The organism is Actinopolymorpha sp. B17G11, assembly GCF_040196095.1.
Classification (GTDB): Bacteria; Actinomycetota; Actinomycetes; order Propionibacteriales; family Actinopolymorphaceae; genus Thermasporomyces.
Genome location: NZ_JBEFTW010000018.1, coordinates 106,210 through 126,403 on the forward strand (window position 1 = coordinate 106,210; position 20,194 = coordinate 126,403).

Below are 20,194 nucleotides of genomic sequence, written 5' to 3' on the forward strand. Positions count from 1 at the left end.
TGGCCTCGGCATCGCGAGTTCGACCACGAGGTCATCGTGCCCACGTCTGGTGCAGTTCAGCCGACGATCGCGCGGGCCGCCTCAGGCGTGCTCCTTCCGGCCGGTCCCCCTCGCGGTGGAGGCCTTCGCCGACGGCTCGGAGTGCAGGCGACGGTCCAGGCGTACGGCGAGATACCCGGCGACGGACACGACGCAGACGATTCCGAGGTCAGCGACTGCCAGGGGTTCGGTACCCAACAGCTCCCGCAGCAGGGGAACGTACAACCCCGCCAGCATCAGGACGAAGGACGCGCCCACCGCGACCAGCAGGAACGGGTTGTCGCGCGTCCCCGGGCGGGCACGTGAGCCCAGGGCGACACCCAGCTGCGTGGTGGCGAGCGTGAGGTAGGCCATCGACTGCCACGGCCGCCCGGTCGACTCCGCCCAGACCGCCACGCCCAACGTCACGGCGGCGAGGACGACGGCGATTCGCGGGATCCGCTGCCAGAGTCCGGCACCGAGGATCCGCTCCGCCGGCGGACGTGGTGGCGAGCGCATCAGGTCGGCACCGGCAGGTTCGGCGCCCAGCGCGACCCCTGGCGGGCCGTGGGTCATCAGGTTGATCCACAGGATCTGGGCGGGCTGGAGCGGAAGCGGGAGCCCGAGGAAAGGGCCGACCAGCATCACCATGATCTCCGCGGCCCCGCCGGACAGGCCGTAGACGAGGAACCTCCGCACGTTGGCATAGATCCGCCGACCCTCCTCGACCGCCGTGACCAGGGTCGCGAGCTCGTCGTCTGCCAGCACCAGGTCCGCGGCCTCTCGGGCGACCTCCGTACCACGCCGCCCCATGGCGACCCCGATGTCGGCCCGGCGCAGAGCCGGCGCGTCGTTCACCCCGTCGCCCGTCATCGCCACGACCTGGGACCGCCGGCCGTAGGCATCGACGATCCCGAGCTTCTGCTCCGGACTCGTTCGCGCGAACACCGCACAGTCGCGCGGATCCGGGACGCGCTCCGGATCCAGGTCGGAGCCGTCCATGACCACCGGGTCGTCACCGCCGATCCCGACCTGGACAGCGAGGGCGCGGGCCGTGGCCCGGTGATCGCCGGTGATCAGCACCGGAGTGAGCCCTGCCTGCCGGCAGGCGGCGATGGTGGCCGCGGCGGAGGCACGCGGCGGATCGGCGATGGCGACGAGACCGAGCAGGCGCAGCCCTTCCTCCACCTCAGGCAGGAGTCCTGGGGACGGACCGCCCGCGGCCGGGAGCGAGGATCGCTCGCCGGCGGCGACCGCGAGTACGCGGTAACCCTGACGGGCGAACTCGTCGGCTCGGCGCTCCGCCCGCTGGAGCGTCGCGGCGTCGTCGCTGGTGATCGGCGCGCGCAGCAGGACCTCGGGAGCACCCTTGCAGATCACCTCGAAGCGCCCGGACGCTTCGCGGTGCACGGTGGTCATCCGCTTGCGGGCGTTGTCGAACGGGACCTCGCCGACCCGCGGCCACTCCCGTTCGAGCGCCGTTCGGGTCAGGCCCACCTTGGCGGCGGCGGCCAGGAGCGCCGCCTCGGTCGGGTCGCCGGCCGCGGTCCAGGACTCGATCGCGGCGTCCCCGCCTCCCCTGCCGCCCTTCGGGGTCGGTGGGCGAGGCGGAACAAGTGCGGCATCCGTACACAACGCACACGCGCGAAGCAGTGCGGCCACGTCCGGGGCGCGCTCCGGGTCAAGTGGCATGCCGTCACGCTCAACGCGACCCTCCGGTGCGTAGCCAAGCCCCGTGACGTCGGCCTCGCCGTCGACCGTCCACAGCTTCTGCACGACCATGGCGCCCTCGGTGAGAGTGCCCGTCTTGTCGGTGGCGATCACGGTGACGGATCCGAGCGCCTCCACCGCCGGCAGACGCCGGACAATTGCCTGCCGGGCCGCCATCCGACGGGCACCCAGGGCCAGGGCCAACGACACGACAGCGGGCAGCGACTCGGGCACGGCGGCGACCATGAGGCTGACCGCGGTCAGCACCATCAACTCGACCGGTTGCCCTCGTACGACACCGAGGACCAGAACCACCAGGCACAGGACGGCCGCCGCCAGCGCCAGCGTCCGGGCAACACCAGCCAGGCGCTTCTGCAACGGCGTCAGCCCCGGAACCGGTGCGAGCAGGGCGGCAACCCTTCCCATGGCGCTCCCGGCGCCGGTCGCCGTGACCACCGCCCGGCCGCGCCCGCGTACCACGACAGTGCCCGCCGACACCTCGCCACCCGGCTCGCCGGCCGGGACGGCGCTCTTGTCCACCGGTACCGCCTCGCCGGTCAGCATCGACTCGTCCGCGGCGAACGCGACCGCCTCGACCAGCCGTGCGTCCGCGGCGACGATCTCCCCCTCGGCAAGAATCAGGAGATCACCAGGCACCACGGTGTCGATGCCGACCTCGCGCTCCACGCCGCCGCGGATCACCCGCGCCGCCGGTGCGGCGAGAGCGACGAGTTGCTCGACCGCCCGGTCGGCGCGTACCTCCTGTGTGACACCAACCGTCGTGTTCACGGTGATGACCAGCAGGATCACGGCGGCGTCGGCGAAGTCCGCCGTGACGATGGTGAGAACGGCGGCAGCGATCAGCACGACGATCAACGGGTCACGTAGCTGGTTCACGACCCGCCGTACGAGGGAGACCCGGCCAGGTCTGGGCGGCAGGTTCGGGCCGACCTCCTCGAGTCGCCGGGCCGCCTCAGCCTCGGACAAACCTTCCGACCGCACCGGCCCCTCAGACGGCGCCGGTCCTTCCGATGGCACCGGTCCTTCCGATGGCACCGGTCCTTCCGATGGCACCGGTCCTTCCGATGGCACCGATCCTTCCGATGGCACCGATCCTTCCGATGGCACCGATCCTTCCGATGGCACCGATCCTTCCGATGGCATCGGTGTCGCTCCTTTGTCCAGCGGGCCCACTCACGCCTCCTGGGGTGTTCAACTCCTCTCCCCCTACGTTCCCGCACCCGTAACGTGTGGACCGGGAGACCGGCACATGCGCGAGAGTGAGTCCTCGACCGCGGCGCCTCCGGTGCAGGAGGTGCGAGCGGCGCTGACCGACGGGCGGATCGTGGTGATTCGTCCGCTCGGGCCCGCTGATCTCGGCCAGCTTCGAGGCATTCACGCCGGCCTGCCGGAGCGCGACCGCTACTTCCGGTTCTTCACCGCTCGACCCGCCGGCATCGACCCGCTGCTGCGAAAGCTCGTGGGCACCGGTGACGCCCACCGGCTTGCGCTGGGCGGGTTCATCGGCGGGTCACTCCTGGGGGTGGCGCACTACGAAACCCTTCCCGACCCCGCCGAAGCCGAGGTCGCCCTCGTGGTTGATCACCACCACCAGGCGCACGGGCTCGGCACCTTGCTCCTCGAGCACCTGGCGTCGGCGGCTCGGTCCCGCGGGGTGCGCCGCTTCGTGGCCGAGGTGTTCCGCGAGAACGCGGCCATGGTGAGGGTCTTCCACGACCTCGGGCTCCCCACCACCATGCATGCCGAAGGGTCGTCGTACGAGGTCGCCGTCCAACTCGTCGGCGGCTACCCGTCGGCTGTGGGTGAGCGGGAACGACGCGCGGACGTGGCCAGTCTGCGTACCGTTCTGCGGCCCCGGTCGGTCGCCGTCGTCGGCGCCAGCCGGCGGTCCGACGCGATCGGCCACGCCGTGCTCGCCAACCTGCGCGACGGCTTCGGCGGCGCCTGCTACGCCGTCAACCGAAACGCCACCAGCGTGAACGGCCTTGCGGCGGTGGCCACAGCACGAGACCTCCCCTCCGGCGTGGACCTTGCCGTTCTCTGCGTACCGCCCGCGGCCGTCGCCCAGGCGGCTGAGGACTGCGGCGTCCGCGGCGTCCGCGCCCTCGTCGTCATCACCTCCGGCCTGGACGAGGAACAGGCGACCGCGCTCAAGCGGGCCGTCCGCAGCCACGGGATGCGACTCGTCGGCCCGAACTGCCTCGGCGTCGCCAACACCGATCCGGACGTACGCCTCAACGCCACCTTCGCCAGCGGCCCGCTACCCGTCGGACGGATCGGCATCGTGACCCAGTCCGGGGGCGTCGGCATCGCTCTCCTCGAGCAGTTCCGTGCGGTGGGTCTCGGCATCTCCACTCTCGTCTCGACCGGAGACAAGTACGACGTGAGCAGCAACGACCTGCTGATGTGGTGGCACCGCGACGACACCACAGACCTCGCAGTCGTCTACGTCGAGTCGTTCGGCAACCCACGCAAGTTCGCCAAGGTGGCGCGCGCTCTGGCCGAGCGCAAGCCCGTCCTCGCCCTGCGTACCGGCCGTACGGAGGCGGCGCAGCGCGCTGCCGCCTCGCACACGGCGGCGACCGCCACGCCCGTCGTCGCCAGGGACGCCCTGTTCGACCAGGCTGGCGTCATCTCCGTCGACAGCCTCACCCAGGTGCTGGCCGTGGCGTGCATGCTGAGCTGGCAGCTGCCGCCCCAGGGAAACCGCGTCGCCGTCATCGGCAACGTCGGCGGAATCGGGGTCCTCGCGGCCGACGCCGCGGCCGAACGGGGGCTGTCGCTGCCGGAACTCGGTGAACAGACCCGTGCCACGCTGGGGTCGCTTCTGCCGCCGACTGCGAGTCTTGACAACCCGGTCGACACGACGGCCGGCATCTCCGACCAGACGTTCCATACCTGTGTACGCACGGTCCTCGACGACCCGTGCGTCGACATCGTGCTCGTCCTCGCCGCTCCGACCGCACTCGTCCGCCCGGACGTCGGACTCGCCGACAGCGTGGCCGGCGCCAGCAAGCCTGTGCTCGCCGTCCGGGTGGGCCAGACCGCGGTTGTCGAAGGGCTGCGACCGACGCGCCCCACCGACAGGACCGTACCCGCGTTCGGCGATCCAGCGGTGGCAACCGACGCACTACAGCGGTGCGCCCGGTACGGGACCTGGCGAGTCCGGCCGCCGGGCACGGTGCCGGACCTGCCGGGCATCGACATCGACGCGGCCAGGGCACTCGTCGACGACATCCTTCACAGGCAACCGGCCGGCTGCTGGCTCGACCCGGACTCGGCGGCCGCCCTACTCGGGCACTTCGGACTCCCGTTGCTCGGCGGCGTCGTCGTCACCGATCCGCAGGCGGCGGTCGCCGCTTTCCACGACCTTGGGCACCCGGTGGCAATGAAAGCGATCGCCGAGAACCTGCAACACAAGACCCGCGGCGGAGGCGTCGCCCTCGCCGTGGCGGACGAGACCCGGATCCGTACGACCTTCGCCAGCTTTCGGAACCGGTTCGGACCTCAACTGCGCGGCGTACTCATCCAACCAATGGCCGAACCCGGGCGAGAGCTCCTGGCCGGCCTCCACAATGACCCCACGTTCGGGCCGTTGGTCGCCTTCGGCCTCGGGGGCGTGGACACCGACCTTTTGGCCGACCGCGCCTACCGGCTCGTACCCATGACCAGCCACGACGCCGAGGAGATGATCGCCGCCCTGCGCGCGTCCCCCATGCTGTTCGACCCACACGCGATCCCCCGACTCGACACCGAGGCTCTCGCGGACGTCCTCCTGCGGGTCAGCCGCCTCGGCGAACTCCTACCCGAGGTCGCCGAGCTCGACCTCAACCCCGTGATCGCCTCAGAAGACGGCTGTCGCATCGTGGACGCCAGAATCCGCGTGGGGCCAGCCGAGCCTGTCGACCCGTACCTCCGCCGCCTTCGCGCCTGAGGACGGTCAACACGCCGTGCAGCTGCTGCGAAAGCTCAGCGATTCGAGCTAGATGTCTGCTTGGCCGGCGCGGATGGCACGGTCGGCCCACCCAAGGGAAACCCTGTCGCGTGCACTGCGCGGTCTCGCTACCGTGCCAGCGACATGGCTGTGGACCCGTATCGGGATGAGCGGTTCGTCGAGCGGTACGACATCGACAATCCTCCGAGCGACGACCACGTGTACTACCGGACGCTCGCTGACGAGGTCGAAGCAAAGAAGATCATCGACTTGGGCTGCGGCACCGGGCTCCTCACTCGTGCGCTCGCGACGCCAGGCCGGGTAGTGATCGGTGTCGACCCGAGCGCAACGATGCTGGACTACGCACGCCGCCAGCCGGGCGCCGAAGCGGTTTCCTGGATCCACGGCGACGCAACGATGCTCGCCGGTTCCGGCGACGCGGATCTGGCTGTGAGCAGTGGGAACACGATGATGCACATAAGTCCCGAGGCCTGTCCGACGGTCCTGGGCTCCTTTGCGGCCGCGCTCAGACCCGGCGGGGTGATCAGCTTCGAAACCCGCAATCCGGAAGCCAGGGAGTGGGAGCGCTGGAACCCGGCTGAGACCTCCACCGAACGCGACACCTCGTTCGGTCACGTCCGCGAGTGGCTCGAGTGGCGTTCGACGCGCACCACCACCGTTCTGTACTTCCGTACCGCTGAGGACATCACCGCCGACCTTGAACGTGCCGGATTCAGCGATGTCAACGTGCGCGGCGGCTGGCACAACGAGCCGGTTACGGTCGACTCCCGAGTTCTGGTCTTCCGTGCGACAAGGTGACAGTCCCGTCCAGTGCGTGCCACCGCCGAACGGCCTTGCCGCTGATGGCCTGGGACGGGGCTGCGTGTCTGCAGGAGGATGCCGGTATGAAGCTGGACGAGAACCTCGTGGATGCGGCGAAGGCCCTGCTCGTCACCCGCTACGGCGACACTGGCTGGGGAGGAGCTGCCGCCATGTACACAGCGGCTGGGACCGTCCTCACGAGCGTGTTCGTGGAGGCATTGAGCGAGTCGGCTGGGCTGTGCATCGAGACCGGAGCGATCGCCGAGGCGCACAAGCTCAACGAACCCGTCACAGCCTCTGCGTGCGTCGTCCGAGATGATGACTCGCCGGTCATCCGTGTCATCGCTTCGTGTGGATCATGTCAGGAACGGTTGCGCTTCTGGGGTCCAGACGTCGAGGTCGCCGTTCCAGACGACCAGACGCCGACGGGCTGGCGCGCGTACCGGCTTGGATCGCTCCAACCCCACTGGTGGGGGATGGCCTACGGCGCGAGGTAGCGGCAGCCAACGGGCGATCAGGTGATCGGCTAACGTACCCATGCGTGACCGGACCCGACCTCAGCGACGACGTGCCGCTGCTTGTCGAGCAGTACCGAATCCCAGGGCTCCGCCAGATCGGTCTGATGCCGACGACCGGCCGCAACGTCAACGCGATCATGGTCGACGCGCAGGGTGGCCGGTACGTGCTCCGCTGCTACCTCCGCAACGTTGACCATTCGCGCATCCAGTTCCAGCTCGACTTCCAGGAACACCTACTCGGCAAAGGCATTCCCACCGCAGACATCATCGCCACAAACGACGGCGAACGTCTCGTCAACACCGGGCAGAGAACCTGGGTCCTCTTCCGTCAGGTTGCTGGGGCCGGCTACGACTACGCAAACAGCGAGCAACTGCGTAACGCCGCGCTTTGCCTCGCCGACCTGCACGAGGCGGCCGAGGACTTCGCCGAACCGGCCGTCGACGACGACACCATTCCCAGCCTGCGCCGGTGGTGGACGCACGGCGCTGAAGATCTCGCCGAGTTGCACACGATGTTCGCCGATCGCGATGTGGCCGCCGAGCTCGCCTTCCTCGACGCCTGGTTGGCCAGCCTGACGCGAGACTTCCCCATCGAAGTTGTGGATCAGCTCCCGCCAGCGTGGGTCCACGCCGACTTCCACGGTACGAATCTCGCGTTCGTCGACGACCAGGTGACCGGTGTCTTTGACTTCGACGTCGTACATCGCGGCTACCGTCTCGAGGACGTCGCGCACGCGACGTTCTGCTTCTCCCGCGAAGACGCGACCAGCAATCGGATTCGCCCAGAGCTGAGCGCAGCGTTCCAGGAGCACTTCAATCTGACCGACCTCGAGCGCGCAGCACTGCCGGCCTTCACCGTCGCGACCCAGGCGCGCAACGCAGCGCGATACCGCATACGAGAGCGAGAAGGCGCAGACCCAGCGGCTGTGCTACGCGGGCACGTCGCCCGAATGCGCCACCTGTGCGGGCTCGCGCCCTGAGACGCAGCACCCGCAAAGGCTCGACGCGGCGACCCGTCGGGCTTGGCCCTGCGGCCCTGTACAGGTTTCGGGTACGCCGCCCACGGTTGCCGTCCGTTCAGTACGTGCCACCGTCGAACGGCCATGCCTGTGAAGTGCCTGCATTCCGAGCCCTTCGTAGTACTGGCGCAGCCGCAGCCACCGTCGAGATCTCTCTCCGTGAGGCCTGAGATGTCCGTGGAGTAGAGGATTACGGTGCATCGTGGGTGAGTCATCAAGGCTCACCCTTTCGTCTGGAAGCATTCGGCACCCAGTAGAGCCAGGGTCCGGTACATCGGACGAAGCCGGAAGAGCGGTAGAAGTGAGCCGCCTGGTCGTCGGCGGCTGAGACAAAGACGACTTCGGCGCCTGACGCTTCGAGCCATCTCCGGCATTCGTCCAACAGACTCCCTCCGGTTCCGACGCCACGCCCTTGAGCCTCCACTACGAGCTCTTCAACCGATCCATACGCCTCGTGGCCGTAGTCGACAAGCGTCGCGACCGCCACTCCAACCACGCGATCGCTGTGCGTGGCGACGAACGTACGAGCCTCCTGACGGACGTGAGGCAGCGTCACGGCGTCTACCCCATCCGGATGCAGTTCGAGCAGCACGCGCCGGATCTCGGCCTCATCCGCCATCGTGGCGGTGCGAACCGTGATGCTCGCGTGTTCATCGTGGCGTTCGGTCACGACTCAACTCCCTCGGGACAACGGAACTCGTTCCAGAATGCCTCGATGGGTGCGACCCAGCATCTTGACGCTCGTCGCGGGTGCGCATTATCGTCGCGAGCATGGTTAATCGGGTAACCATAGAACTGGCGATCCGCGATGAGTGAGCCACCGCGGGCGCCCACGGTGGCCGACGTCGCTCGGTTGGCCGGCGTGTCCAAGGCGACGGTGTCCTATGTCCTGAGCGGTCGCCGCTCCGGCAGCAGTCGGGTGAGTGAGGAGACCCGGCAGCGGGTACTCGACGCGGTTCGATCCCTCGGCTATGCGCCCAACCAGTCCGCCCGGGCACTGAGTCGTCGGCGGACCGATCGGGTGTGCCTGGTGCTCCCGCGACTAGGCGCACCGTATTTCGAGCAGCTCGCTTGGGATCTCACGACCGCGGTTGCCCAGCACGGCTTCACCCTCGTCCTCGCGATTGCCGATGAGGACGACGAGCGACCCGCCATCATGGAGCAGCTGCGTCGTCGTCTCGCCGACGGCGTGGTAGTGGCTGAGGGCGTCCATCTGGCGTCGGATGACCTCGCCGCGCTGGTCCCGCTGAACGTGGCGGTCGTCACCATGACGGACGATCCGGTGCCCCCTGGCATCGATGCCGTGCGAAGCGACGCCTCCGAGGCCTGTCGCGGCGCTGTCCAGTATCTCGCCTCAGAAGGGCACCGGCGGATCGCGTTCATCGGCCACTTCCTGTCCAAGGGCCGTCGCCACCGCAAGTACGACGACTACAGAGCAGGGCTCCGTGCCAGTGGCCTCCCTCTGGATCGCGGGCTCGTGGTCGCCGGTGCCGCGTCGCGTGCCGAGGCGTACCGCAACGCGCAGAAGCTCCTCGCGCAGCCCCACCGACCCTCTGCCGTGTTCGCGGCGTCGGACATCGCAGCCGTCAGCACGATGTGGGCCGCACGCGACGCGGGACTTCGTGTGCCAGACGACCTGGCCGTCGTTGGCGTGGGCGACATCCCCGAGGACCTTGTGATGAATCCCCAGCTCACCACCGTGGGCCCTACCTCTGCCGCTGCAGCCCTGGTCGCTGATCTGCTCATCAGTCGGCTCACAGGCGAAGCGCCGGCCGAGGGGAGGACTCGCCTGCAGACATGGGAGCTCGTACGCCGAGGCTCGGCATAGCGCACGTTCCGTGACCCAGCGAAGGGAGACAACTGTGCCGACAATGCGGCGCCGTGATCTGTTGAAGACGATCGGACTTGCCGGAAGCGCCTCTATGTTCGCCGCCGGTATGTGGTCAGAAGTGGCTCATGCCGCATCTGCTCATGCCCTCGAACGCGTCACGGTGTTCGAAAGAGGCGAGACCGCGGACTACCACACATTCCGCATCCCACTCATCGTGCGAGCCGCTGACGGTACGCTGCTGGCCTTCGCGCAGGGACGCGTCGACAGCGCCGAGGACTTCGGCCATATCCAGTTGGTGCTCAAACGATCCGCCGACGGCGGACGGACCTGGGGTCCCTTGCAGCTGGTCGCCGCAGACCCGCCGAATCGAGTGGCCAACCAGTCGGCTGTCGTCGACCAGGTGACCGGACGGATACACCTGTTCGTGGTCCGGACCGGAGGCGACGTCACCGGCGATGACATTGCGAACGATCGGGTCAGTCCGGAAGACGCGCCCCGCCCGTTCGTGATGTACAGCGACGACCATGGTGTCACGTGGTCGGACTGGCGAGAGATCACCTCCGACGTCAAAGTGGACGGCATGCGGCACTACGTGGGTGGGCCGACGCATGGCATCCAGTTGACCACCGGACCGCATGCCGGACGGCTCCTCATGCCGGGCAACCACAACTTCCTTCCCCAGACCGACGAGCGTCCCGCGGTCGTCGGCGTTCACGTGATCTACAGCGACGACCACGGCGAGTCTTGGCAGATCGGTGGAGCGATCGGCGAGTACGACGACGGGATAGTGGTTCCCAACGAGACCGCGGTGGTCGAACTTGCCGACGGCACGGTGTACTTCAACACGAGAAACCAGCGAGGCACGGCCTTCGGCAACCGCGCAGCGACGACCAGCAGCGACGGTGGCGCCACCTTCGACGGCCCGTTTCAGATCGTGCCGGACCTGATCACTCCCATCGTCTCAGGATCGCTGCTGGAGGCGACTCGGCGGACAGACAAGAACGAACGGACCATCTTTGCCGCCCCGGCACACCCCTCGTCACGGGAACGCCTCACGCTCAGGTCGAGTCTGGACGGCGCCGCGTCGTGGCGGGAGAGCCTGGTGGTCTACGACGGTCCGTCGGGGTACTCCGACCTTGTCGAGATCGTCGATGAGCCCTCCAGCATGCTGGGCGTCTACTACGAGAACGGCCCGCGGCTGTCCGACGATTCGGCCCTGACCTATCACAAGCGGCTGAGCTTCGCCCGGGTGCCGATGGAGTTGCTCGATGTCCCCATCCCGTCGCCGTCGACGACGCCTGAGGAGTCAGGGCACGGGAACACGGCGGTGGTCAGCGGGAGACCGAGGCTGGTCGCCGGGAAGTTTGGCAGGGCGTTGCACCTCGCCGGCGACTATGTCGAGATACCGCTCGACCCGTCAATCGATCTTGGCGACAATCCATTCACTGTGGCCTTGTGGTTCCGTACCAGTGACCAGCGTACGCAGCGCATCGCCAATGCGTTCAACTTCGAGTCCTTCCCACAGTGGCTGATCGACATCAGCCCGGCCAGGCTCCGCTGCCAGGTCCGCACCGAGACAGCGCTCGGCACGGCTCAGCTGGCGGGGAACTTCGCGGACGGCAACTGGCACCACGTCGCGATGCGGCGTGGTGACCAGCAGGTACTGACCCTGTATCTCGACGGTGAGCCGGTCGCGACCGCCGATGCGCCGGTTGGCGGCTCGGTGTCCGCGCGTGCGTTGGCCGGCATCCGCATCGGTGCCCGCATGGACGGCATCAACAATCCGTTCGTCGGGACCGTGGATGAGGCGTACCTGTTCGATCGTGCACTCACCGCGGCTCAGATCCGCGACCTGACAATGGACAACACCTACCCCGCAGGGACCGCGCTGGTCCACCTCCCGCTGGAAGTTGTGCAGTGACGGGGCAGGAGTGCAGCTCTCCCAACATCGTCCTGATCCTGGCCGACGATCTGGGATTCAGTGACATCGGTTGCTACGGCTCTGAAATCCGGACACCGAACCTCGACCGGTTGGGCCACTCCGGCATTCGCTTCACCCAGATGTACAACGCCGCTCGTTGCTGCCCTTCGCGTGCCTCGCTGATGACCGGGCTCTACGCGCACCAGACCGGTATAGGGCACATGATGGCCGACCGGGGATCCCCGGGCTACCGGGGTTTCCTCAACCGGAGTTGCGTCACCATCGCCGAAGCGCTGCGGGTACACGGCTACACCACATTGATGACGGGCAAATGGCACGTCGGCGGTCCTTACAACAGTCTCGACGCCGAGTCCTGGCGTCCCGGTGATCCTACGCACCCCATTCCCACGCAACGCGGCTTCGACCACTTCTACGGCATCGTCGCCGGAGCGGCCAGCTACTTCTATCCGCGCACGCTCATGCGCGACGACGCGTTCATACCGCTGCAGACTTCCGACTACTACCTGACCGATGCCATCAGTGACAATGCCGTGCAGATGGTGAAGGACGCCGCGGTGCAGGGCAGGCCGTTCTTCCTCCACGTCGCCTACACGGCGCCGCACTGGCCGCTCCACGCGCCCGAGGAGGACATTGCGGGCTACGAAGGCACCTACCGCCATGGGTGGGACTCCGTTCGTACGGCACGGCACGAGGAACTCAAAGGTCTGGGCGTCGTCGACCCCGGCTGGCACATTTCGCCCCGGGACGAAAGCGCACCAGCCTGGGCGGAAACCCCCCACAAGGATTGGGAAGACCTGCGGATGGCGACGTACGCCGCACAGGTCGCGTGCATGGACAGGGGCATTGGACGCATTCTCAGTGAGATCCGCCGTCTCGGCCTGGACGAGAACACGCTTGTCATGTTCGCTTCCGACAACGGTGGGTGTGCTGAGTTCCTCGCCGAGGACTCCAACCCTCACGAGCGTTTCCGGTACGACACCGACCCGCTCGACGGGCGATCGATTCGCGTCGGCAACATCCCGGGCCTGCGCTGTGGCCAGGCCGACACGTTCATGAGCTACGACTTGCCGTGGGCCAACGCCAGCAACAGCCCTTTCCGCCGATTCAAGCGATGGGTGCACGAGGGCGGGATCTCCACGCCGTTCATCGTCAGCTGGCCGGCCGGAATCGAACGGCCGGACATCGTGCATGAGCCTACGCACTTCATCGACATCCTCGCGACCTGCCTCGATGTCGCCGGTGCGGCGTATCCCACCGAGTATGACGGCCACGAGATCACACCCCTTGCGGGAGAGAGTTTTCTCCCGCTCCTCCAGGGCAGCGATTGGACTCGGGAGCGGCCGTTGTTCTTCGAGCACGAAGGAAACCGGGCCGCACGCCTCGGCCGCTGGAAGCTCGTCAGTGCGTTCGGGCATGACTGGGAGCTCTACGACATGGCCGAAGACCGCACGGAGCTTCATGATCTGGCAGCGAGGGACAGGTCCCGGGTCGCCGAGCTTGCCCGCTTGTACGACGAGTGGGCTCGGCGCTGCGGCGTCCGCCCGTGGCACGGGTCCTGACACGCTGGGATAGAACCGTGATCGCGGTCCATCCTGGTGGTCATCCGGCCTGGACGCTCTGACCAGGTAGTGAGAGCGTCATGGCTCGCCCTGATCGACGACGCAGGTCAGGCCGATGGCGCCGGCGTACCGGTTACTCGCCAGATCGTCGGGGTCCGTACGCCAGGTCGGATCTCACCGCTCACGATCACGGTGTCACCGCCCCACGTAACTGCGGGGGTTGTCACCTGCGGCGGTCCGGGGAAGCTGCCGACGACCGACCAGCGGTCGCGTCGCGGGTCGTAGCCGAGCACGTCGGTGTTGAACCCGGTGTGATGGTCCTGGATCCAGCTCAGGACGTCGTTGCGGCGGGCCCACTCCTGCGACCCTGCCGGCGCCTCGTCCCGCCAGGCTCCAACCTCCTGAATCCGGGTCCACCGGTCGAAGTCGCGGTCGCCCGTGTACGCCACGAGCCCGGAGGTGTCCCCGGTCGCCAGGCCCGCCGTGATGCACCACGGCAGGTCGGCGATCCGGGTCCAGTGTCGACGACCCGGGTCGTAGGCGTAGGCGTCGGTGTAGAACTGCCACGACCCGTCGGCGCGCAGGGCCCGGCCGCTGAGCAGGTAGAACCGCCGTCCGTCCGACGCCGCGACAGCGACAGTACGGGGGTCGCCTGGCCACGGCTCGTGCTCGGTCCAGCCGTCAGAGGTACGGGTCAGGTCGAGACCGAAGAACGAGCCGCCTTCCGCCACGTACACGGTGTCGCCGACCCGGGCGGCCGCGCCGTATGACAGTGGCCGGGGAAGCGGTGGCAGGTCCTCCCGGGTCAGACCGCCGTCGTACCGCAGGTAGAACACGTCGGCGAACTTTTCGAGCGGCTTGACGGCCGTCCCGTTCGGGCCGCCCCGGAATCCCTCGCCGCCGATGACGAGCACGCCGCGCTCGGTGCTGAGGCACGCCGAGTACGCCACGGCGTCGCCGAGCCGGTCGCCGACATCGAGCCACTCGTACGTCTCACCGCGTCGGCGCAGCACGAACGCGTCGTCCCAGTACACCTTGCCAAGGGCGGGCTGTCGGTTGGCGGTGCGGCCCGGCTCGGGGAAGTTCGCGCCGCCCGCGACGATCAGGAGGTCGCCGTGGGAGCCGGCGATCGGGCCGGCCAGGCCGAGCTGGTGCCAGTACGCCTCGCCGACCGGGATCTGGTCGGACCAGTCGGTTCGGTTGGCCGGTACGTCCGGCAGCCTCTGCCACTGCAGCCGGTCGGAGCCGACCGCCGCAGCGGCGGCTCCTGTCGGGACGCCGGTGAGCAGGCCGCCGAGACCGACGCCGCCCGCCGCGAGGAGGGCGCGCCGCCTGGTTGTCATCGGACGCGGTCTCATCGGACGCGGTGTCATCGGACGACCTCCTCGAGGGAGATCCGCTCGAACCGGATCGTCTCGTACGTGTCGTTCAGGCCGGTCTCGTACAACAGGCCGACGACCTGCCCGGGCAACTGCACCATGTCGGAGTAGGCGGCCCGGTGCTCGGACACGAGGTAGCGCTGTTCCCAGTTCTTGCCGCCGTCCTCACTCACTCGGATCGCCATCCGAGCGCGGCTGTTCGGATCGGACGGGCCGGAGAAGAGCAGCGGCCAGCCCATCCCACGGACCTGAAGGACGGTTCCCTGGACGACGGGACCGGCCAGGTCCGGCTGCGGCGCGTACGGTGCGACCAGCGACTCGCCGCCGTCCTTGGAGGTCCCATCGGCTCGGGTCTCGGGTGAGGTGCCGTTCTGATCGCGGGTGTTGAAGTAGATCGTGCCGTCGGGTAGCTCTGCGGCCGTCGACTCGTTGGTGTTGAGAGCGCCGTCGAAGCTGTCGTCACTGAAGCCGATCTGCCAGGTCTTGCCGCGGTCGTCGCTGTAGAGACTGTGCGCGCCGTAGTACTTCGGCTCGGCCCCGGTGTCGGTCGACCCCGGCGGCGGCGCACTCGAGTGGTTCGCCGGAACGACGAGCCGCCCGGCGTGCGGACCCTGGGTGAGCGCGATCGCATGGCCCGGTCCAGTCGCATACCAGCGCCAGTCGGGCTGCTTGGTGGTCGAGGTAATCTCCCGCAGCGGGCTGAAGGTCTTGCCGTCGTCCCGGCTGACCTGGACGAAAACCCGCCGACTGTCCGCCGCTGGCACCTCGCCACGCAGGATCTCGGCCTCGGTCGCCGACCCGGCGTTGCGGGTGCTCAGCAGGACGAGGTCGCCTGTCGCAGGATCGACGACCGGCGCCGGATTGCCGATCGTGTTGTCGCCCTCGTCGGCGACGATCGCTTGCGTGCCCCAGGTGCAACCGCCGTCGTCGGAGCGGCGGCGCACGATGTCGATCGACCCTGCGTCGGACCGTGACTCCCGCGCCTCGGCGAACGCGACCAACGTGCCGTCGGCGGCCTGGATGATGGCGGGGATCCGGTAGATCTCGTAGCCACGCTCCCCGGAGACGAACGGCACCGAGGCGGCGCACCGGCCGGTGTCGTTCGCCGCGGTCGGGGCCGGCTGGCTGGCCGACCCCGTCGCGGGCGTGGACGCCAGCCCGACCAGCGCTCCCACCGCCAGAACTGTTCCTCCTACGCTCAATGGGGTTCTCCGTCGTGGTCGCACGCTCATCGCCCTCCTCGTAGCTCTGCCTGGCCCGGGCGTTGCGGGCCTACGGCCAGATATCTGTACGTGCCGTCTTGGGCACCGGTCAGGGTGAAGTCCTCGGTGTCGTACGCGACCTCCCACAGGCGCCCGGTGAGTCGGCGCAGGACGTCGGCGTACACAGGGTCGCCGGCCAGGTTCACCTGCTCGGTCGGGTCGGCGGTGAGGTCGTACAGCTCGTCGAAGTCGAAGGCGTTGAACACGTACTTGAAGCCGTTCTCCCAGATGACGCGCTGGGTGTAGGAGAACCGCTGCCCGTGGAGCTCGGCGACCGCCGTCGTACGCGGCGGTCCGCCCGCGCCGGTCAGTCGTGGCAGCAGGTCGACCGCGTGACCGCCGAGCCCGGTCCCGCTGAGCTGCGCCAGCGTCTCGGCGACGTCGTGGGACTGCACCAGGTCGTCGATGACCTGACCACCTTCGACAGCGGCCGGCCACGAGACGACCAGCGGCACCCGGTAGACCTCCTCGAACGCCGGCACGCCCTTGAGCAGCAGCCGATGCGCGCCCATCAGGTCACCGTGGTCGGAGGTGTAGACCACGATCGTGTTGTCGAGCTGTCCGGCCGACTCGATCCGATCCAGCAGCCGGCCTACCTGGTCGTCGACCAGACTGCAGGCGGCGTAGTAGCAGGCGGTGGCCGTGCGGAAGTCGCCGGTCGACAGGTCGGACCACACCGACTGCTGGCGACGATAGATGGCAGGCCGATCGGCCAGGTCGTCGTCGAAGCTGGCCGGAAGCTCGAGCTGGTCCGGGTCGTAGCGGTCGAAGTACGGGCGAGGGACGACGTACGGCTCGTGCGGCGCCTTCGTACTCACCATCAGTGCCCACGGTTCGGATCCGGCACATGCCTCGTCGAGGAACTCCAGGGCGTGGGACACCGTGTAGTGCTCCAGGGTGCTCTCGACCGGCTCCTCGGTGACGCCGTAGAGCAGCAAGTCGCGGTAGCCGGGCTGCGACACGATCCGGGACGGCTCCGCGACGACGGGGCGGTCGGCCAAACCCAGCCGTTCTCGGTGCGCGAAGTAGTCGGGGCCGGGACCAGCCTGGTAGGCGGCCGAGCGGGAGAAGCCGAACTGTCCGAGGTCCTGGCTGCGCTCGAGATGCCACTTGCCGTAGTAGCCGAGGCGATAGCCCGCCGCCATGAGCCGCTGGCTCCACATCGGCACCCCGTCGACCAGTGAGGCACGGTACGCCGGCACGGCGTGCTCGACGTCGACCATGCCGTGCTGGTGGGGAAGCAGTCCGGTCATGAAGCTGGCGCGGGCGGGCGAGCAGACCGGGCTCGGGGTGTAGCACCGGGTGAACCGGGCGCCCCGCGCGGCGAGCCGGTCGAGCTGGGGCGTGTTGCACGGGCCGTTCGGATCGACGGTCGCCGCCTGCTGCTGGTCGCTCATGACGACGAGGACATTCGGCCGTCGCACGGTCGCGGGCGTCATGCCGTCGCCCGCTTCCCTGCGCTCGCGTCCGTCAGGACCCGTCGCAAGGCAGGCGCCAGGGCGCTCGCGGCCGCCCGATCGCGCCCGGGAAGCGGTCCCCAGGGGATACGCGGCCTTCCGCAGTCGGGAGTGAGCTCGTTCATCAGCTCCTTGACGAAGCCGAGACCCCCATGCCGCCTGCTGGCTGACGCGATGTCGCGAAATGGTCTGTGCAGCTCGAATGCGAGCGGGTGGTCGCCGGCGTCGAAGGCCTCGGTGACTCGATGGGCGATCGGCGCCAGGCCGTTGTAGAGGCTGCCGATGACCGCGTCCGCGCCGAACGACAGCGCGGCGGGCAGCAGCTCGTCCCGGCCGAAGTACACCCGCACGTGGGTGCTGCTCGCTCGGGTCCGGTCGTACTCCAGCAGGTCGCCGTCGCTGAACTTCACCCCGCGCAGGGTCGGAATCAGCTCCGCAGCGCGGGACACGATCTCGCTTGGCCGATGTGTCGACCCCGTCATGCTCGGGATGTGGTAGTAGCACAAGGCGGTCGCGGGCGCTGCCGCCGCGATGGTGCGCAGGTGGTCGACGACGAGGTCGATGGTCGGTGCCTCGCCGTAGTACGGCGCGACCGTCGCGATGAAGTCGAGGCCGAGGCCTTCGGCATGCGCCGCGAGCTCGACCGCCTGACCCGGCTCTGTGCCTCCGACATGGGCGGCGAGGCCGAAGCCCACGGGCCGTGCCGCCGCCCATGCCTCGACGAGGCGCCGGCGTTCGTCCGTCGACATCGCGGCGAACTCGCCGGTGGTGCCGGTGACGAACGCGCCGTGCATTCCGCCCGCCTGGAGGTGAGCGACCTGGGCGGGCACGATCGACACGTCGAGTCGGCCGTCCGCGTCGAATGGCGTGGGCGTAGCGGCCCAGATCTCGAGTCGGCTCATCGTGGCCGCGGCCCTTTCGTGACGGCGTACGGGTGTGGTCGTGCTCAACTCTTCGTCGCCCCCTCGGTGAGGCCGGCCACGATGTACCGCTGCAGGAAGACGAAGGCCACGATCACGGGCAGGGCAATGACGGCGGAGACCGCCATCAGGTCGTTCCACCTCGTGCCGAAGGCGTTGGTAAGGCTGGCCAGAACGACGGTGATCGGCTGATACTTCTCGTCGGTCGCCAGCGCCAGCCCGAACACGAACTCGCCCCACGCCGCCAGGAAGCTCACGACGGCCACCGTGATGACACCCGGCGTGCTGATGGGTACGGCAACCCGCCAGAACGCGGTGAGCTCGTTGCAGCCGTCGATCTTCGCGGCCTCCACGATCTCGGTCGGCACGTTGAGGAAGTACGGCCGCAGGATGGTGACCGCGAGCGGGATCGCCAGCGAGCAGTTGGCGATGATCAGCCCGGCATAGGAGTTCACCAGTCCGACGCTCGAGAACAGGACGAACATCGGGAACGCGAGGTTCACCGACGGCACCATCTGCACGATCAGGAACAGCATCAGGATGGCCGGAACAAACCGGATGCGCAGCCTGGCCAGGCCGTACGCCGCCGGAAGCGCCACCACAAGCGTGATCACAGTCGTGCCGATCGCGATGACCGCGCTGTTGGCCAGGCCACGGGCGATGTCGGCATCGGAGAACACTGCCTGTACGTACGACGCGATCGTCGGCGGCATCGGGATGAGGTCGGGCGGCACCGCGAAGATGTCGCCGGCCCGCTTGAACGAGGTATTGATCATCCAGTAGACGGGGATCAGGTAGACCGCCGTCACGGCGAGACCGGCGACGAAAAGCCAACGCCTGCTGATGCGCTCGCTCATGCTCTCTCCTCCGCCCGGAGGGCGCGGAAGTACACGATCGCCAGCGCGAGCGGCACGACCATGAGGGTCGTCGTCGCCACCGCGGCGGTGTCGAACCTCGAGAACTCGAAGGCCTCCTGGTACGCGTACACGGGAAGGATCTCGGTGGCGCCGCCCGGGCCGCCTCCGGTCATCAGGAAGATCGTGTCGAAGGTCTTGAAGGTGAAGATGAAGATCAGCAGCGTGACGGTCAGGCTCACCGGGCGCAGCAGCGGGAACGTGATGGCGCGGAACTGCTGCCAGGCGGAGGCGCCGTCGATCCGAGCGGCTTCGTAGAGGGTCGGAGAGATGCCCTGCAGGCCGGCCGACAGCAAGATCATGGCCAGCGGCCCGAAGCTCCACGCGGTCGCGACGATGACGGCGGCAACCGCGGTGTTCGGCTCCCCCAGCCAGAACACGTCCCGGTCGAGGAGACCGACGGCCGCCAGCACGGCGTTGAGAAGTCCGTAGCTGCCGTCCATCAGCCACCGCCAGACGTTCGCGCTCACCACGGTCGGCAGGACCCACGCGACCAGGATCAGCCCGCGCATGATGTTGCGACCGCGGAAGGCACGCCGGAACAGCAGGGCCAGTCCGAGACCCGTCGCAAAGGTCAGGGCGACGGTGCCGAACGAGTAGACGATCGAGACCTGCAGGGCGTGCCAGAACTTGGAGCGACCGAACTGATCGGCGTAGTTGTCGAGGCCCACCCAGGTGGCGCCGCCCTGCGCCACCTCCCGTAGTCCAACGTCGAAGAAGCTCTGCACGATGTTGTAGAGCAGCGGATAGATGACAGTGAGCACCACGAAGGCGACGGCCGGTGCGAGGAACAGATATCCGCTGAGAGGCCGGCGCCGACGGCGACGTGCCGGGGACGGGGGCGCGGCCACCGCCCCCGGCAGCTTCTCCGACTGGCTCGTCACGACG

15 protein-coding genes are annotated in these 20,194 nt (G+C 68.4%); 7 read left to right on the forward strand and 8 right to left on the reverse strand.

Features of this window, described 5'->3' with window-relative positions; genetic code table 11:
* Positions 1-81: 81 nt before the first annotated feature.
* Complete coding sequence (locus ABN028_RS19170) at positions 82-2,730, reverse strand: cation-translocating P-type ATPase (RefSeq protein WP_349697512.1); 2,649 nt, start codon at positions 2,728-2,730, stop codon at positions 82-84.
* Between the two features lie 268 nt (positions 2,731-2,998).
* Between ABN028_RS19170 and ABN028_RS19175 the strand changes: the two genes are divergently transcribed.
* The 4 genes from ABN028_RS19175 (at position 2,999) to ABN028_RS19190 (ending at position 8,003) form a co-directional block, all read left to right on the forward strand.
* Positions 2,999-5,683: a bifunctional acetate--CoA ligase family protein/GNAT family N-acetyltransferase gene (locus ABN028_RS19175; protein WP_349697513.1), complete on the forward strand. Its 2,685-nt coding sequence runs from the start codon at positions 2,999-3,001 to the stop codon at positions 5,681-5,683.
* Positions 5,684-5,827: 144 nt separating this feature from the next.
* Positions 5,828-6,502: a class I SAM-dependent methyltransferase gene (locus tag ABN028_RS19180; RefSeq protein WP_349697514.1), complete on the forward strand. Its 675-nt coding sequence runs from the start codon at positions 5,828-5,830 to the stop codon at positions 6,500-6,502.
* A gap of 86 nt (positions 6,503-6,588) precedes the next feature.
* Positions 6,589-7,002, forward strand: coding sequence for a cytidine deaminase (locus ABN028_RS19185; RefSeq protein ID WP_349697515.1), 414 nt, complete (start codon positions 6,589-6,591; stop codon positions 7,000-7,002).
* 44 nt (positions 7,003-7,046) lie between these two features.
* Positions 7,047-8,003: a phosphotransferase enzyme family protein gene (locus ABN028_RS19190; protein WP_349697516.1), complete on the forward strand. Its 957-nt coding sequence runs from the start codon at positions 7,047-7,049 to the stop codon at positions 8,001-8,003.
* A 253-nt stretch (positions 8,004-8,256) separates the two neighbouring features.
* On the opposite strand, the gene ABN028_RS19195 is transcribed toward ABN028_RS19190, so the two are convergent.
* Positions 8,257-8,712, reverse strand: a complete 456-nt coding sequence (locus ABN028_RS19195) for a GNAT family N-acetyltransferase (RefSeq protein WP_349697517.1) — start codon at positions 8,710-8,712, stop codon at positions 8,257-8,259.
* A gap of 138 nt (positions 8,713-8,850) precedes the next feature.
* Here ABN028_RS19195 and ABN028_RS19200 point away from each other — a divergent pair, with 138 nt between their 5' ends.
* Genes ABN028_RS19200 through ABN028_RS19210 form a run of 3 tightly spaced genes read left to right on the forward strand, consistent with a single transcriptional unit; the run spans position 8,851 to position 13,374 of the window.
* Positions 8,851-9,870, forward strand: coding sequence for a LacI family DNA-binding transcriptional regulator (locus ABN028_RS19200; RefSeq protein WP_349697518.1), 1,020 nt, complete (start codon positions 8,851-8,853; stop codon positions 9,868-9,870).
* Positions 9,871-9,913: 43 nt separating this feature from the next.
* Positions 9,914-11,794 carry an exo-alpha-sialidase gene (locus tag ABN028_RS19205; protein WP_349697519.1) on the forward strand — a complete coding sequence of 627 codons (1,881 nt, stop codon included), beginning with the start codon at positions 9,914-9,916 and terminating at the stop codon, positions 11,792-11,794.
* A complete protein-coding gene (locus ABN028_RS19210) occupies positions 11,791-13,374 on the forward strand; it encodes an arylsulfatase (protein WP_349325946.1) in 1,584 nt (527 codons plus the stop codon). Before ABN028_RS19205 ends, ABN028_RS19210 begins: the two co-directional genes overlap by 4 nt.
* 107 nt (positions 13,375-13,481) lie before the next feature.
* Here the strand turns inward: ABN028_RS19210 and ABN028_RS19215 are convergent, their stop codons facing one another.
* From ABN028_RS19215 to ABN028_RS19240, 6 genes are read right to left on the reverse strand one after another with little or no spacing between them, the layout of a single operon-like run.
* Positions 13,482-14,717, reverse strand: a complete 1,236-nt coding sequence (locus ABN028_RS19215) for a galactose oxidase (RefSeq protein ID WP_349325947.1) — start codon at positions 14,715-14,717, stop codon at positions 13,482-13,484.
* Positions 14,718-14,743: 26 nt separating this feature from the next.
* Positions 14,744-15,928, reverse strand: a complete 1,185-nt coding sequence (locus tag ABN028_RS19220; RefSeq protein WP_349697520.1) for a sialidase family protein — start codon at positions 15,926-15,928, stop codon at positions 14,744-14,746.
* 53 nt (positions 15,929-15,981) lie between these two features.
* Positions 15,982-17,454 (reverse strand): sulfatase-like hydrolase/transferase, encoded by a 1,473-nt coding sequence (locus ABN028_RS19225; protein WP_349697521.1) that lies wholly within the window; start codon positions 17,452-17,454, stop codon positions 15,982-15,984.
* Positions 17,451-18,374: a dihydrodipicolinate synthase family protein gene (locus tag ABN028_RS19230; protein WP_349697522.1), complete on the reverse strand. Its 924-nt coding sequence runs from the start codon at positions 18,372-18,374 to the stop codon at positions 17,451-17,453. The genes ABN028_RS19225 and ABN028_RS19230 overlap by 4 nt, the downstream gene beginning before the upstream one ends.
* Before the next feature lie 44 nt (positions 18,375-18,418).
* The gene (locus tag ABN028_RS19235) at positions 18,419-19,249 is read right to left on the reverse strand and encodes a carbohydrate ABC transporter permease (protein WP_349697523.1); all 831 of its coding nucleotides are present in this window, start codon (positions 19,247-19,249) and stop codon (positions 18,419-18,421) included.
* Positions 19,246-20,190: a carbohydrate ABC transporter permease gene (locus ABN028_RS19240; RefSeq protein ID WP_349697524.1), complete on the reverse strand. Its 945-nt coding sequence runs from the start codon at positions 20,188-20,190 to the stop codon at positions 19,246-19,248. The genes ABN028_RS19235 and ABN028_RS19240 overlap by 4 nt, the downstream gene beginning before the upstream one ends.
* Positions 20,191-20,194 lie beyond the last annotated feature (4 nt).